The organism is Exiguobacterium sp. s146 (genome assembly GCF_018618415.1).
Classification (GTDB): Bacteria; Bacillota; Bacilli; order Exiguobacteriales; family Exiguobacteriaceae; genus Exiguobacterium.
Map to the genome: position 1 here is coordinate 1,151,828 of NZ_JACSMA010000001.1, position 13,976 is coordinate 1,165,803.

A 13,976-nucleotide genomic window follows, 5' to 3' on the forward strand; every position below is an offset into this window, starting at 1 on the left:
GCGAATACGAACGAGTGACCAAAGGAGGAAACAACATGACTGAACCAAACACTTATTTTGAACTCGATATCGAGACCGCCCATCGCGGATATAAAGAAGGGACGTTCACGGCGCGTGACGTGACAGCCTACTATTTGACCCGAATCGCCCAGTTGAACGACAAGCTGAGAGCGGTCATCCAAGTGAATCCGGACGCCTTGTTCGAGGCAGAAGCGGCGGATCGTGCCTATCAACGAGGCGAACGATTACCGTTGCTCGGCATCCCGGTGCTGATCAAAGACAATGTCGAGACGGCCGGACTGATGAAGACGACGGCCGGTGCCGTCGCCCTGGCGCATCATTTCGCAGGCCGGGATGCCCACCTCGTCGAGCGCTTGCGGGCGAGCGGGGCCATCATCCTCGGGAAAGCGAATTTGTCCGAATGGGCCAACTTTTTGACCGAGGGGATGCCGAACGGTTGGAGCGGGGTCGGTGGCCAGACGCTCAATCCATATGGCGACAAGCTCGATGTCGGCGGGTCGAGTTCAGGTTCGGCATCAGCGGTCGCGGCGAACTTGACGTTACTCGCCGTCGGCAGTGAGACGAGCGGTTCGATTATCCATCCAAGCGTTCATAACGGTATCGTCGGCATCAAGCCGACCGTCGGTTTGGTTAGCCGTAGTGGCATCATACCGATCTCTCGGTCGCAGGACACGGCCGGACCGATGGCTCGGACGCTCCGGGATGCGGTGCTCGCCCTTGAGGCGATGGTCGGGGAAGACCCGGCAGACCCGGCGACGACGCACCTTCCGGTCGGACCGCCGTATCGCACGTGTCTCGATGAACGCCAAGCGGTCGGGATGCGTGTCGGGGTCGTCAAGACCGATTTGTCGGAAGAAGAGCAGGCGCTCTACGACGAAGCGATCGCCTTGCTGAAACAGAGCGGCATCGAGGTCGTCACCGTCGACTTGCCGTCCAAAGCAGGGCTCGACCAAGGCGATATCTTGTATCATGAGTTCAAGCTCGGGATTGAGGCATATCTCGCCTCGACGACGCTCCCGTTCGAGACGCTGTCGGATTTAATCAACTGGAACAACAGCCATACAGAGTCAATCCCGCACGGACAGAAGACGTTCGAGAAAGCGGAACATCACTCAGGTCGCTTGATTGAGGCCGCCTATTTGACGCGGAGACTCGATGACGTCTATCACGCCAAGACGGACGGTATCGACCGATTGTTGGCCGAGCAGGGACTCCATGCACTCGTTTTGCCGCATGACCACAATTACGACATGGCGGCGAAAGCTGGGCATCCGACCATCACCATCCCGTATCGCTTGAAAGCGAGCGGAGCCCCGTTCGGTCTGTCGTTCACCGGGACGAGCTATGCTGAACGCGACTTGATTCGTCTCGCCTATGCGTTCGAGTGTCATGTGACACGTCCCGTCCCACCGTTATAAGAACGTTGCACCGGTCGTCCACGTCCGCTACAATGGTACGTATGCGGATTGAAGAAAGGACAGATAGCAATGAAACCATCTATATACGGGCTGACATTCGATCAGCTGACGGAAGCGTGCGTCTCTTGGGGATACAGCGCCTTCCACGCGAGACAAATCTGGGACTCGCTCTATATCGACCGAGTCAAACACATCGAGGAAATCTCGGTACGGGCCGAGGTGCGTGAGGCGCTCGCCGCCGAATACGTCATCTCGACACAAGACCTGTTCGTCAAACAAGAAGCGGGCGACGGGACGGTCAAATTTTTACTTAAACTGCACGACGGACACTATATCGAGACCGTGCTCATGCGTCATAAATACGGACGTTCGGTCTGTGTGACGACGCAAGTCGGCTGCAACATTGGCTGTAGCTTCTGCGCGAGCGGTCTCTTGAAGAAGACACGTGATTTGACGGCCGGCGAAGTCGTCGAACAAATCATGACCGTCCAACATTATTTGGACGAGGTCGGGGAAGGTGCCCGCGTCAGCCATATCGTCGTCATGGGAATCGGGGAACCGTTTGATAACTTTGACAACTTGGTCGATTTCCTCCGTGTCGTCAAAGATGAGCGCGGACTCGCCATCGCACCACGTAAAATCAACGTGTCGACGAGCGGGCTCGCCGACAAGATTTACAAGTTCGCGGATCTCGACCTGCGCATCAATTTGGCGTTGTCGCTTCACGCCCCGAACGATGCGCTCCGGACGCAAATCATGAAAATCAACCGAGCGTTCCCGCTCGACAAACTCATGCCGGCCATCCGGTATTACGTCGAGAAGACGAACAAACGGATCACGTTCGAGTACATCTTGCTCTCGAAAGTGAACGATTTGCCGGAGCACGCCGAGGAACTCGCCGACTTGATTGATGACATTAAAGACAAGTCGTACGTCAACTTGATTCCGTACAACCCGGTCAACGAGCATATCCAGTATGAGCGGAGCACGTCCGAGGACATCATGGCGTTTTACGACGTCTTGAAGAAACGGGGCATCAATACCGGTGTCCGCCTCGAGCACGGTACCGACATCGATGCGGCCTGTGGCCAGTTGCGCAGCAAGCACATGAACGTCGAAGGCGCCAAATGACAGCTACTCCTTGAATCACGTGATTCAAGGAGTTTTTTTGTCTTGGCCGACGTTTTTTCAGTTGCCCGGTTGCTATTTTGGGAAATGTTGAATAGAGATGGCCCCCTCAGGGAATAGTCACTTGAAATCAATGTAGAGAGTGGAGGCAATTCAATGGAGACAGTAAACGCTGCGTTGTGGATTCGAGTTCGAAATACGCTTGGGGAAGGCCCGTGTTGGGATGCGGAACTGAAACGCTTCTATTGGGTCGATATCGAGGGACATACACTGTGGTGGTACGATGAGAAAGAGGATGAGCTGTCGTCGTTCGATATGGGGCAACAGATCGGATTTGCGGTCCCGAAAGTGACGGACGGTGTCGTCGTCGGCTTGAAAGATGGGATTTATGAGTGGGACGAGACGTCAAAAGAGCTCGATAAAATCGTCGAACTCGACGACCCGGAAGGAAAACTTCGGTTCAATGACGGGAAAGCCGACCCGTACGGACGCATCTTCGCCGGGACGCTGCATCTGGAGGACGAAGATGAGCAGGCGACGCTATACCGCCTGAATCGCGATGGCACGACCGAGGTCATGCTGAGCGAGTTGACATTGTCGAACGGACTGACATGGTCACCCGACCATTCGACGTTCTATCATATCGATACACCGACCGAGACGGTCCGTAAGTACGCGTTCGACTTGAAGACGGGGACGCTCGGCGAAGGGGAGGCCATCATCGATTTCACGGTCGAGGAAGGGTTCCCGGACGGCATGACATCCGATGAGGAAGGATTCTTATGGATTGCCCACTTTGCCGGCGGCCGCGTCTCGCGCTGGAACCCGAACACAGGGGAAAAAGTGCTCGAGGTGCTCGTGCCGGCCCCGAACGTCACGTCGTGCTGTTTCGTCGGTGATGATTTGAACCAACTCGCCATCACGACGGCTCGTGAGGGGATGGATGACGAGGCGCTCAACGCCCATCCGGACGCGGGGTCGGTCTTTAAAATCGATACAGACGTGAAAGGGATGCCGCTCTATCGGTTTGGACGATAAGGAGGTAAGGAGATGGTAAAGCGATTGCTCGTTCGTGCAGGCATCGGTTTGGCACTCGCGGCAGTGGCCCGGGTCGGGATCCAAAAACTATTGGATGCGAACCGGGAAGACGACCACACATATTTAAATCCGCGCTGGGACGAGGCCCCGAGTGTCGATGCCGATAAGGATGAGGATGAGGTCGGTCTGACACAACTCGATTCGATTTATCGGGCCGAATGGCAGGCGAACGCGTATCCCCGCTCCGAGGCGGAACGGAAGGCGTTGGAAGAGTAAGGGGAGCGAGCACGTCCGGAAACGGGCGTGTTTTTTTCTTGACAAGACAAAGCCGACCCGTCATTATCTAAAAAGTAATGATTACGATTTAGGGGTGGTATTTATGAATCGAATTCCAATCACGGTGCTATCCGGTTATTTAGGGAGCGGCAAGACGACGTTGATGAATCATCTGTTGAACAACCGTATCGGCAAGAAATATGCGGTCATCGTCAACGACATGAGCGAGCTGAACATTGACGAACGGTTGATCAAGCAGGGCGGTTTCTCGCGGACGGACGAAAAATTGGTCGAGTTATCGAACGGCTGCATTTGTTGCACGCTCCGTGAGGATCTGCTCGAAGCGGTGCAGGACATCACGAAAGACCGTGATCTCGACGGGATTATCATCGAATCATCCGGCATCTCAGAACCGATTCCGGTCGCTCAAACGTTTACATACGTCGATGACGCCCTCGGCATCGACTTGACGAACCGTGTCTATATCGATGCGATGGTGACGGTCGTCGATGCATATAGGTTCTTGAAAGACTTCAATTCGGGCGAGTCGCTCCACGAGCGCAAACAAGCCATTGATGAGACGGACGTGCGCGAAGTCGTCGACCTGCTCGTCGATCAAATCGAATTCGCGGACATCATCGTCTTAAACAAAGCGGACCGTGTGACCGAGTCGGAACTGGCCGAGATGGCCGGGCTGTTAAAGGCGCTCAATCCAACCGCCAAGCTGTTGACGTCGGTCCACGCGAATGTTGAATTGACCGAATTGCTCGACGTCAACCTGTTCGATTTCGAGCAGGCGATGCACGCCGCCGGCTGGATTCAAGAGCTCGAGGCAGAAGAACATACTCCGGAGACAGAAGAATACGGCATCAGCTCGTTCGTCTACCGTCGACGGCGCCCGTTTCATCCGGCGCGGCTCCACGCCTGGATTGAAACGTTCCCGGAACAGGTCGTCCGTGCCAAGGGCTTCTTATGGATCGCGTCCCGGAACGACCTCGCTTGCCTCTTCTCGCAGGCCGGTTACGCCTCGACGCTCGAACACGCGGGACGTTGGCTTGCGACGCTGCCGGAAGAGGAGCGTCGCCTCATGTTCGCGGCAGAACCCGAGCTCGCCGCCGATTACGTCGAACCGTACGGAGATCGCCAGACAGAGCTCGTCTTGATTGGACAGCGGATGGAGCGTGCGGCGATTGAGGCCGGGCTCGACACGTGTCTGTTGACGGATGCGGAGATGGCTTCTGACTGGACGACGTTGCACGACACGCTTCCGGGAAATGGTATCGTGACTTTCTCATAAACCGTTTACAAACGCGAAGTGTTCGTCTATACTTCTCGTTGCATAGACAACCGCATACATTGGACTACACTAGGGGTGCTTCGGCTGAGATGTGAGCATGGCTCCGATCCCTTATGACTCGATCCGGGTAATACCGGCGTGAGGAAGTGTGGCACTTTTTCTAATGAATTTGTAAATTGGACGAGTGGCCGCATTCTCATGGATGCGGCTTTTTTGTGCATACATAACAAGGGGGAATAGAACATGAACAACCAATGTGGAACGAGCCCGATTGTCGGGTTCCGCTTTACGCTGAGCCCGATGACGTCTGATTTTGTGAGCGTCATCAAGGGGGCATTGAAAGAGACGGATTTGCAAAACGTTTGGCGTCATACCGACGATGTCTCGACGGTCATCCGTGGACGGAGTGAGCATGTGTTCGATGTGGCCAAAGCCGTCCTGTCACATGCGACGAAGACGGGGACCCACGTCTCGATGAGCGGGACGTTCTCAGTCGGCTGTCCAGGAGATACAATGGGAGACAATCTGCTCGACGTGACGACAGAGCCTGTGAACGGCAGAGTCCGTGCGCAATACGTCTCTTCACAATTCGCACTCTATCCGCTCGGTGACACGCAGTATATGGATATTATTTATGAGGAGATTGCGTTTGCAAAGGAGCGCGGCGTGTTTAATGATTCGATGCACTATGCCTCTGGAATTCACGGCCAGATTGAGCCGGTGTTCGCATTTTACGAGGCGACATTTAATCGGGTTCGTGAGAAAACGAGCCACGTTGTCATGACGGTCACGTTCAGTGTGAACAGTCCGTCACATGAGGGACGTACGAATGCTTAAATCGTGGAAGCTAAAAGAAATCGTCTTGTTGGCCATATTGTCGGTCGTGTTCGCTGTCGTTTATTTGGCGTTCGTCCATGTCGGAAATCTATGGGCCGGCTTGATTGGCCCGATCGCGTACGAGTGGATCTTCGGCATCTGGTTCATCGTCTCGATTATTGCGGCTTACATCATTCGCAAGCCTGGCGCTGCGTTGTTGTCAGAAGTGCTAGCGGCATCGATTGAAATGATGATTGGCAATGCCATTGGACCGCGTATCATTCTCGTCGGAATCATTCAAGGGCTAGGGGCCGAGGCCGCGTTCGCGGTCACTGGGTACAGAAGGTATGACCTATGGGTACTCATGTTGGCTGGATTCGGTGCGGCCGTGACAAGTTTTGCCTATACATACGTCATGGGTGGGCTCGCTGCCCTCAGTCCGACGTACGTGGCGACGATGTTCGCACTGCGCGCAACGAGTGGGATGCTCATTGCCGGGGTAGGCGGTAAGATTTTGAGTGACTTGTTGCTTCGGACGGGTGCACTTGAAGGATATGCTGTCGCTCGTCAGGGACGTGTGCATGGTTGAGGCAGAACAGCTGGCGTTCCGCTATCCGGACAAACCGTGCGAGGTATTGACGGACATCACGCTTCAATTGACGGCTGGAAGGACGCTCATCACCGGGGCGAGCGGATCAGGGAAATCGACATTGTTCTCGTTGATGAATCGTCTGTATCCAGATAACTGTGATGGGATTGTGACGGGCAAACTGCACTTGTTTAATCGTTCTTATGATGTGTATGAAGCAGGTGAGGTAAACCGTCGTGTCGGGACAGTGTTTCAAGATCCAGATAGTCAGTTCGTCATGCAGACGGTGGAGGAAGAATTGATTTTTACGCTCGAAAACTTTGGCGTGCCCAGGGAGGAGATGATGCCTAAAGTGGTTGCGATGTTAGAAACGTTGCGCTTGACCGACTATCGCCACCGGACCATCCATGATCTGTCGGGAGGAGAGAAGCAACAAATCGCCGTCGCCTGTGCGTTGATAGGACGACCGGAATGGCTCTTACTCGATGAGCCGCTCGCACACCTCGATCCTGAGACGGCCAAACGTTTCGTGCATTGGCTCGACACCGTCGCGCAGACGGTAAACGTTGTCGTCATCGAACATCGACCATTCATTTGGGGTGGGTTTTTCGACAGAGAGGTGGGGCTCGTGAACGGGCGCGTCAGCTATGACGGACCGTTCGTTGCTCGCCCGGACTATACCTTCTCGCCGATTATGGTCAAACGAGGCAAAGAAATGTTATTTCACGTACCGCAATTGGAACGAAATACATTTAAACTAGCAACGAGCGAGGTAAGCATCGGCGAGGGTGACCTCATTGCCGTCCTCGGTCGAAACGGAAGTGGGAAGTCGACTTGGCTGAGAAGTCTCGCTCGCCATCATCGTGAAGTCGGACTCGTCCCACAATCTCCGGCACATCTGTTTATCACGAATGATGTGACACGTGAACTCGCATATAATCATAACCGACCAATCGAGGACATCATGGAACGGCTCGGGCTTGGGTCGTTGCGGGATGACCACCCGCTTTCGCTGAGCCACGGTCAAAAACGAAGGCTCGCCATCGGCGTGATGATGCTCTCGGGTAAACAGCTCATCGCGTTTGATGAGCCGACTGCCGGACAAGATGAGGAATCGCTTCGTGCGCTCTATGAGTTAATGGCTGAACGAACTCGCGCCGGCCAGACGGTTTTGTTTGTGACGCATGATCTTAGTTTCGCCCGAATTGCGAACACCTTCTATTTGATGCGTGGTGGGAACTTGAGCGGACCATATGATGACTCACTTTGGGATGAGACAGAATTACTACAATCTCACGGCTTATTGCTGGAGGAATCGTGATGACGTTCCATGAGATGAACCCGACCATTAAATTTCTGACCGTCACGTTGCTCATGTTCGGCCTCGCCTTTATCTATAACCCATGGACCCCACTCACCGTATTCATTGGCATACTAATCCTTCAGTCGCTGTTTTCTTCCATTAGCTGGAGGCGGTGGGGGCTGTTCATGATTCCCTTTTTATTCACCGCGCTCGGGACGTTATGGACGACACTCGTCTTTGGAAAGGAGACGGGCGGGGAAATTCTCTTCACGTTGTTAGGCAACGATGTCACTGCCGAGAATGTGATGCTGGCAGCGACACTCGCCTTACGGGTGTTAGCATTCACGGCGGTGTCACTCCTGTTCACACTGACGACGGACCCCAAACGGTTCATCTACAGCTTGATGCAACAAGGGAAGTTGTCGCCCAAAATCGCTTACAGTGTCTTCGTCGGTTTTCGTTTCTTCCCGATTTTAAAACATGAACTGATGCAATTGTATGAGACGCATGCTTTACGAGGCATACGGTTAGAGACGCGACTCGATCACATACGACATGCCCCGAAGTTAATCATTCCACTTCTTGCGGGCGCGATTCGTCAAGCGGAACGAATCGCTTTCTCGATGGAGGCGCGCGGGTTCACGGGGGAGCCTCGAGCTACCTATGAAGTGGTCCCCGTCACGCGGAGTGACTTTCTGATGGCGTCGCTCTTACTTCTATTGTTCGGAGTTAGCGCGTGGCTTGGCATAAAATAAAAACAAGACGACTCACTCGGAGTCGTCTTGTTTCGTTTCTTTCACGATTCTAAACTTCGGTTTGACCGATTCGTTATTGAACGCCTCGAGCACGGTGTTCTCGTTGGCCATACGAATCTGTTGCGGCTCGCCTTTTGACGTCGTGCCGATACAGAACATATGAGCCTCGTGGTCGGCGAACAGCGCCTTATACGGAGTGGCGTGGTGCATCAAGCGACCTGGCGAGCCCCAGCCGACGATTGCCATCCCGCCGCTCGCCTCGACTTCATCGAGCGTTTCCTCCACGTAATGAAAGTTGACCTCGTCGAGCTGTGACTCGACGTATGGCAGGTTGTCATTGATGGCGAGCGTCGGGACGAGACTGATGACGCGCATCTCACGGATCGGTTGTGCGAGATGGTTCCGCATGAGCATATAGGCCCGCTGCGTGGTCGTGCCGGACAAGAAGGCATCGCTCATCCGGGGCGAATAGATGATGACGGCACAGATGACGCCATCGACGACATCGGTGAACTCGTACGTTCGCATATATCGTTTCGTCTTATCTTCATTGAAGACGGACTTGACGCGAATCGTCACTTCCTCGATATGGGTGTTCATAATATTTCCTCACTTTTGCTCAAATAGTGCCAGGTCAGACCCAGCCAGCGAACCATTCCAAATAGCGGATCGTATAGCGGGCGACTTGCTGCGTCGCCGACGCCTTGTCATCCGGTAAATAAGACACGTCGGTTTGATATGACTCATAAAACGACATCACATCGTTGACATACTGCTCGCTTCGGTTGTACTCGAAGATGGCGTTCCGAATCGAATCGGTCGAATCTGCCGTCGTCCCACCGTGCTCGCTCAAATAATAGGCGGCTGCATGGGCCGAATCGACGAGACTGTGCGGGTCGGCTTGGCCGTCGTTGTTACCGTCACGTCCGAGACCGCCATACTGTTCGATGAGGGCGAGGTCTGTCAAATCGATCTCGTCCTCGGGCACGTCTCCTTTTTGGTCGTCGGTGTCGTACTGCCAACCGAGCCACGTCCGCGGCATGAATTGGAACGGACCAATCGCCCCGACCGATGAACGCATCGATGAGCTATGAGAGAAAATCGTCTCGACACGATGCACCGCGGCGAGGAGTCGCCAATCGACGTCATAGGTCGCTGCCGCCTCCTCATACACGTCGCGATGGACGGCCGGGATGCCATGATCTCCGTAGTAGGCCCGGTAAAGGGCGTTGTTCACTTTATCATGTTGACCAAACCAGCCGATTGCGCCGAGGCACAGCACGATCACAAGCATGAGACCGGTCAGTCGCAAAATCAATCGTTTCAAGATTCCGCCTCCTAGCTTTCTAGACAATACCCGAATAGTGTAGCATATAGCTAACAGGAAGGACAGGAGTGGATATTCATGCTCGAACAGGCCGTCTTTACCATCATTCTCGTGTACTTATTGATTGTCCAATTGTTCAACGCCCGGTTGATGAAACCGATGATTGAGACGCTCGGGCGAGGCCGCGTGTACGATCAGACCGTCAAGTCGGCGTGGGGGCTCTGTTTGCTGTTGCTCGCCCTCATCTTTTTGTTCCGCGTCCCGCCTGAAGCGGTAGGGCTCGGTTTCGCCCCGGTCGAGGGGGATTTGCGTGCCTGGCAGTTCTTCTTTCTGACGAGCGTGCTCATCTCTGTCTTGATTGCATGCTATCTGCTCGTGAAAACGTCACCGGGTTTACGGCATCGGTTACGGCCTTATTATGAGCTCGAGATTGAGAAGCTGTTATTGCCACATACGAACCAGGAGGCGCGAGCGTGGGGTGCCGTATCCTGGACGGCCGGTGTGACCGAGGAGTTCATTTTCCGTGGCGTGCTGCTCTACACGGTGTCCCTGTGGTGGGACGTCTCGTCCCCGATGCTCGCCTTGATTGGCGGGGCGTTGTTCGGTCTAGCCCACGCCTACCAAGGTGTCCGGGGTATCCTTGTGACCGGTCTCGTCGGGTGGGGACTTGGCTATTTATACTTGGCGATGGGCATCCTATGGCCGGTGATGATCGTTCATGCCTTGCTCGACCTTATCGCGGGACCGATTCATGTCGCCGATTCAAAAACTGACTGACAGCCGCCTCATAGGCGGGCTGGTCTTTCAAGATACAGTTCGTATGTTCCGCGCCATGAATGAGGGCGAGCTCATTTTGGCGGTTGAGCGCATTCATCTCGACGGACATCCATGTCGGCACGAAATCGTCCTCGGTCCCATGGATGAACAAGACCGGCGCATCGATCGCCGCGAGCGCTCGTTTCGGGCGGACTTGGTGCATCCGGAATCCGGCCCGCGTCCAAAGGAAGTAATTGATTCCAGGCAACAACAAATCGCCAGGCAGTCGGTGCAGGACGTTCAACTGATGACGCATGAGTTGTCTCATGTCATCGAACGGGCACTCAGCGATCAAAAAGTCGACATCGGTCAAAGGTCCGGCTTGCAAAATCGAGGCGGCGCCCATCGATACGCCATGCAGGCCAACCTCGGAGACGGACTCGTTGGCCCGCAACCAATCGACCCAATCGACGATGTCATGTTTCTCATGATAGCCGTACGACGCGTACACGCCCTCTGATTCACCGTGGGACCGTAAATCGACGGCGAGCAGATTGTAACCGAGGCGATGGAACATCGCCAAATGCGGGGCCATGAAGCTGTGTGACGCCGTATAACCGTGCACGAACACGATCCACTTCGTCGACCCTTCGTTACGGTAGACACGCCCATAGAGTCGATATCCGTCTTGAGAGCGGAGCGAGACGTGCTCGAACGGCACGTCGTGATAAAAGGATTGATCTTCCTTCGTATAGGGGGCCAACAGCATCTCGGGCGTCTTCCGTTTCCCTCGTGTCATGCGCTTGAACGCATAGTAGCTGATGGCATAATAGCCAGTGAATAATGTTGCGAGTCCAACCTTCCATCTTTTCTGCATCTGAACCGCTCCTTTCCACATTATTGTACCCGAAAACGCGTTTTCAATTCACGCACCATGTGGGACGGGGCGTGCTTTGTGTGACGGAACGCCAAGGCTTATGTGTGACAACCCAGATTGTGCCGAACAGAGATGCCGCATATGATGAGTGCGGACAGTCACCAACTGGGAGGATGCGGACCGATGGAGCGACAGGCGATGTATCAGTTTTTACAGGCATGTTTGGCGGGACAGACGGATTATACGGTGGAAGGGGTGACGTTTTATCGCGCCCCGACGCACGGGGAGCGACAGCACGCAATCATCTTGGACGTGTTGATTGACCGCTATATATGTCGGCCGGGACAGACGATCGAACTGTCGGTCCCGGATCTCGCCGCTTCGATTGACGTGTCAGCGGACGAGATTGTCCGGTCGGTACTCGCGCTCGCCCGCATCACGCTCGTCTCGCAGCATATTGAAGAACGATTGATTCGTGTCGTCTCGGCGGGCATCGATGAAGCGGGTCGACTGACGCTCGTCATCGACTTCAACGCCTGGCTGACACATCATTTAGGACATCTATCGGGCGAGTGGGTCGAGCTGCCGGCTCGCGTGCCTATCATGTGATTCTGTGAACGACAAAAAGGGAAGGCCGCGACGGACGCGGTCTTCCCTTTTTTAATGACGGGGCGATGGTTGGAGTCGCCCGTCCTGGAGCAACAGCACCCGGTCACAGACGTCGAGCATGCGTTCATCGTGGGTAATGACGAGGACGCGCCGTCCGTGTCGATGTGCCTCGGTGACGAGCAATTCCATCACGCGACGACCGTTCTCGAAATCAAGGCTCGCCGTCGGTTCATCGGCCAACAGGAGCCGTGGGCGATTGATGAGGGCACGGGCGACGGCGACGCGCTGGCGTTCGCCACCCGACAAGTGCTTCGGCAGTTGATTGAGCCGATGACTCAGACCGAGGACGTCGAGCAGGTGGAGCGGGTCCTGTTTAGATTCGCTTTCGGCCTGGACGAGCTCGAGTTGTTCCCGAACCGTCAAATACGGGACGAGGTGGGCCTGCTGAAACACGAAGCCGATTTCATTCAATCGGAGCAAGCGCCGTTCTTCTTCGCCCGCGGCGAGCAACTCCCGTCCCTCGAGCTCGATGTGCCCGACGTCAGGTCGTTTCAACAAACCAAGAATTTGGAGCAACGTACTCTTTCCGCTCCCGCTCGGTCCGATGATGCCGATACATTCCCCAGGCTCGATCTGTAATTCGATGCCACGCAAAATCGGCTGTCCGTCATACGTATGGCAAATATTCGTCAGTTTCATTGTCCGATTCCTCCTAGCGCGTCGGCGGCGTCAAGCCGGCGCAATTTCCAAAGCGGCAACAGCGTCCCGATGAGTGAGAGGACGGTCATGATTGCACCATATGCGAGCACGTTACCTAAGTCGAACCGGAACGGGATGGCGTCCGGGACGAACGCTTCGGTGAAGCCTGTCAGCAACGTGGCAAACAGACTCGCCGCGAGCACGGTGGCCATGACCTGGATGACGAGTGCCGTGCCAATCACCCGGGGACGAATGCCGATTGCTTTCAGTATCCCGAGTTCCGGGAGCTTTTGGAGCGTCAACATATAAAAGAAAGCGGTCAAGATGAATGCACCGATGAACAGCAGGAAACCGCGCATCATCGTGAACGTGCCTTGTTCCGCCGTATACCCGGGAACGGCCTCGACGACGTCCTGTTTCGTCATCACCACGAGTGAGGTGTCAGCTTCCCCGAGCCAGGCCGAGACGTAGGTGGGCTGACCGCTGGCCGTCTGTAACGCTTCCCACGTCTCTTCTGTTCCCCAGACGACCGGGGCGTGGCTATAGCGCCCGTCCGTCGTCCCGACGATGTTGAAGGCATACCCAGACGCGAAGTCCCGGACCGTGTCCCCAATCTCGACGTCACCGAGAAAGCTCGAGTCGACGAGTACGTCCCCGACGGCGAGGTCAAGCTCGGGTCCAATCGTGGAATCTTTCGGCAGTGTGAACAGCGTAGCGTCCTGTTTTGTCGTCCCATGGACGAGCGTCATCGATTTGACGCCGAGCGGGGTGAGCGTTTCGGGCGTCGGTCGTTCGATGAACGAGCGGGTCAATTGCCCGTCCGCATCATCGGCCAGTTGAAACATCTCGACATCGAGTTCACGCAAGGTGGCCCCATTATCGTAGGCCAGGCCGTCCGCAAGTCCGGTGATCAATGTCGACAATAAGACGATCAGCAACGTGATTACGAAGATGAGCGAAAATTTTCGTTTTTGCCGCCACATCTCTTTCAATCCTAAATTCATAAAAAAGCCTCCTTCATAGCGATGAAGGAAGCATAACTGACCGAGATGAACGGAAGATGAACA

Annotated in this window: 16 protein-coding genes and 1 riboswitch; of the genes, 11 read left to right on the forward strand and 5 right to left on the reverse strand. The window is 55.0% G+C overall.

All coding sequences use genetic code 11. The features are described 5' to 3' along the window. Window positions 1–35: 35 nt before the first annotated feature. The 9 genes from KNP83_RS05965 to KNP83_RS06005 all read left to right on the forward strand — a co-directional run bounded on the left by KNP83_RS05965 (window position 36) and on the right by KNP83_RS06005 (window position 8,641). Window positions 36–1,439 carry an amidase family protein gene (locus KNP83_RS05965; protein WP_214761396.1) on the forward strand — a complete coding sequence of 468 codons (1,404 nt, stop codon included), beginning with the start codon at window positions 36–38 and terminating at the stop codon, window positions 1,437–1,439. A gap of 69 nt (window positions 1,440–1,508) precedes the next feature. Continuing rightward, the gene (gene rlmN, locus KNP83_RS05970) at window positions 1,509–2,570 is read left to right on the forward strand and encodes a dual-specificity RNA methyltransferase RlmN (RefSeq protein ID WP_214761398.1); all 1,062 of its coding nucleotides are present in this window, start codon (window positions 1,509–1,511) and stop codon (window positions 2,568–2,570) included. 153 nt (window positions 2,571–2,723) lie between these two features. Continuing rightward, window positions 2,724–3,605 (forward strand): SMP-30/gluconolactonase/LRE family protein, encoded by an 882-nt coding sequence (locus KNP83_RS05975; protein WP_214761400.1) that lies wholly within the window; start codon window positions 2,724–2,726, stop codon window positions 3,603–3,605. A gap of 12 nt (window positions 3,606–3,617) precedes the next feature. After that, complete coding sequence (locus KNP83_RS05980; protein WP_214752910.1) at window positions 3,618–3,881, forward strand: hypothetical protein; 264 nt, start codon at window positions 3,618–3,620, stop codon at window positions 3,879–3,881. 103 nt (window positions 3,882–3,984) lie between these two features. Next, complete coding sequence (locus KNP83_RS05985; protein WP_214761403.1) at window positions 3,985–5,178, forward strand: GTP-binding protein; 1,194 nt, start codon at window positions 3,985–3,987, stop codon at window positions 5,176–5,178. A gap of 61 nt (window positions 5,179–5,239) precedes the next feature. Continuing rightward, window positions 5,240–5,340, forward strand: a riboswitch (TPP riboswitch). 81 nt (window positions 5,341–5,421) lie between these two features. Further along, the gene (locus KNP83_RS05990) at window positions 5,422–6,015 is read left to right on the forward strand and encodes a Ykof family thiamine-binding protein (protein ID WP_214761405.1); all 594 of its coding nucleotides are present in this window, start codon (window positions 5,422–5,424) and stop codon (window positions 6,013–6,015) included. Beyond that, the gene (locus KNP83_RS05995) at window positions 6,008–6,583 is read left to right on the forward strand and encodes an ECF transporter S component (RefSeq protein WP_214761407.1); all 576 of its coding nucleotides are present in this window, start codon (window positions 6,008–6,010) and stop codon (window positions 6,581–6,583) included. Before KNP83_RS05990 ends, KNP83_RS05995 begins: the two co-directional genes overlap by 8 nt. Next, a complete protein-coding gene (locus KNP83_RS06000; RefSeq protein WP_214761409.1) occupies window positions 6,576–7,904 on the forward strand; it encodes an ABC transporter ATP-binding protein in 1,329 nt (442 codons plus the stop codon). The genes KNP83_RS05995 and KNP83_RS06000 overlap by 8 nt, the downstream gene beginning before the upstream one ends. Continuing rightward, window positions 7,904–8,641, forward strand: a complete 738-nt coding sequence (locus KNP83_RS06005; RefSeq protein WP_251139196.1) for an energy-coupling factor transporter transmembrane component T family protein — start codon at window positions 7,904–7,906, stop codon at window positions 8,639–8,641. Before KNP83_RS06000 ends, KNP83_RS06005 begins: the two co-directional genes overlap by 1 nt. A 12-nt stretch (window positions 8,642–8,653) precedes the next feature. Here KNP83_RS06005 and KNP83_RS06010 read toward each other — a convergent pair whose 3' ends face one another. Both KNP83_RS06010 and KNP83_RS06015 read right to left on the reverse strand, forming a co-directional pair. After that, entirely contained in the window at window positions 8,654–9,241 is a 588-nt protein-coding gene (locus tag KNP83_RS06010; protein ID WP_058763756.1) for a DUF1643 domain-containing protein, read from the reverse strand. A 34-nt stretch (window positions 9,242–9,275) separates the two neighbouring features. Next, complete coding sequence (locus tag KNP83_RS06015) at window positions 9,276–9,968, reverse strand: lytic transglycosylase domain-containing protein (RefSeq protein WP_251139197.1); 693 nt, start codon at window positions 9,966–9,968, stop codon at window positions 9,276–9,278. Between the two features lie 78 nt (window positions 9,969–10,046). Here KNP83_RS06015 and KNP83_RS06020 point away from each other — a divergent pair, with 78 nt between their 5' ends. Continuing rightward, window positions 10,047–10,745, forward strand: coding sequence for a CPBP family intramembrane glutamic endopeptidase (locus KNP83_RS06020; RefSeq protein ID WP_214761411.1), 699 nt, complete (start codon window positions 10,047–10,049; stop codon window positions 10,743–10,745). Here KNP83_RS06020 and KNP83_RS06025 read toward each other — a convergent pair. Continuing rightward, window positions 10,702–11,601 carry an alpha/beta hydrolase gene (locus tag KNP83_RS06025; RefSeq protein WP_214761413.1) on the reverse strand — a complete coding sequence of 300 codons (900 nt, stop codon included), beginning with the start codon at window positions 11,599–11,601 and terminating at the stop codon, window positions 10,702–10,704. The genes KNP83_RS06020 and KNP83_RS06025 overlap by 44 nt on opposite strands. Window positions 11,602–11,784: 183 nt before the next feature. Between KNP83_RS06025 and KNP83_RS06030 the strand changes: the two genes are divergently transcribed. Then, window positions 11,785–12,210, forward strand: coding sequence for a hypothetical protein (locus KNP83_RS06030; RefSeq protein ID WP_214761415.1), 426 nt, complete (start codon window positions 11,785–11,787; stop codon window positions 12,208–12,210). Window positions 12,211–12,261: 51 nt separating this feature from the next. Here the strand turns inward: KNP83_RS06030 and KNP83_RS06035 are convergent, their stop codons facing one another. Next, window positions 12,262–12,909, reverse strand: coding sequence for an ABC transporter ATP-binding protein (locus KNP83_RS06035; protein ID WP_214761417.1), 648 nt, complete (start codon window positions 12,907–12,909; stop codon window positions 12,262–12,264). Next, complete coding sequence (locus KNP83_RS06040; protein WP_214761419.1) at window positions 12,906–13,913, reverse strand: ABC transporter permease; 1,008 nt, start codon at window positions 13,911–13,913, stop codon at window positions 12,906–12,908. Before KNP83_RS06040 ends, KNP83_RS06035 begins: the two co-directional genes overlap by 4 nt. Window positions 13,914–13,976 lie beyond the last annotated feature (63 nt).

Coding starts and splice junctions, on each gene's coding strand:
- KNP83_RS05980 (WP_214752910.1), top strand. CDS start 3,618: ATGGTAAAGCGATTGCTCGTTCGTGCAGGCATCGGTTTGGCACTCGCG.
- KNP83_RS05995 (WP_214761407.1), top strand. CDS start 6,008: ATGCTTAAATCGTGGAAGCTAAAAGAAATCGTCTTGTTGGCCATATTG.
- rlmN (WP_214761398.1), top strand. CDS start 1,509: ATGAAACCATCTATATACGGGCTGACATTCGATCAGCTGACGGAAGCG.
- KNP83_RS06020 (WP_214761411.1), top strand. CDS start 10,047: ATGCTCGAACAGGCCGTCTTTACCATCATTCTCGTGTACTTATTGATT.
- KNP83_RS06010 (WP_058763756.1), bottom strand. CDS start 9,241: ATGAACACCCATATCGAGGAAGTGACGATTCGCGTCAAGTCCGTCTTC.
- KNP83_RS06000 (WP_214761409.1), top strand. CDS start 6,576: ATGGTTGAGGCAGAACAGCTGGCGTTCCGCTATCCGGACAAACCGTGC.
- KNP83_RS05965 (WP_214761396.1), top strand. CDS start 36: ATGACTGAACCAAACACTTATTTTGAACTCGATATCGAGACCGCCCAT.
- KNP83_RS06035 (WP_214761417.1), bottom strand. CDS start 12,909: ATGAAACTGACGAATATTTGCCATACGTATGACGGACAGCCGATTTTG.
- KNP83_RS06030 (WP_214761415.1), top strand. CDS start 11,785: ATGGAGCGACAGGCGATGTATCAGTTTTTACAGGCATGTTTGGCGGGA.
- KNP83_RS06005 (WP_251139196.1), top strand. CDS start 7,904: ATGACGTTCCATGAGATGAACCCGACCATTAAATTTCTGACCGTCACG.
- KNP83_RS05975 (WP_214761400.1), top strand. CDS start 2,724: ATGGAGACAGTAAACGCTGCGTTGTGGATTCGAGTTCGAAATACGCTT.
- KNP83_RS06040 (WP_214761419.1), bottom strand. CDS start 13,913: ATGAATTTAGGATTGAAAGAGATGTGGCGGCAAAAACGAAAATTTTCG.
- KNP83_RS05990 (WP_214761405.1), top strand. CDS start 5,422: ATGAACAACCAATGTGGAACGAGCCCGATTGTCGGGTTCCGCTTTACG.
- KNP83_RS05985 (WP_214761403.1), top strand. CDS start 3,985: ATGAATCGAATTCCAATCACGGTGCTATCCGGTTATTTAGGGAGCGGC.
- KNP83_RS06025 (WP_214761413.1), bottom strand. CDS start 11,601: ATGCAGAAAAGATGGAAGGTTGGACTCGCAACATTATTCACTGGCTAT.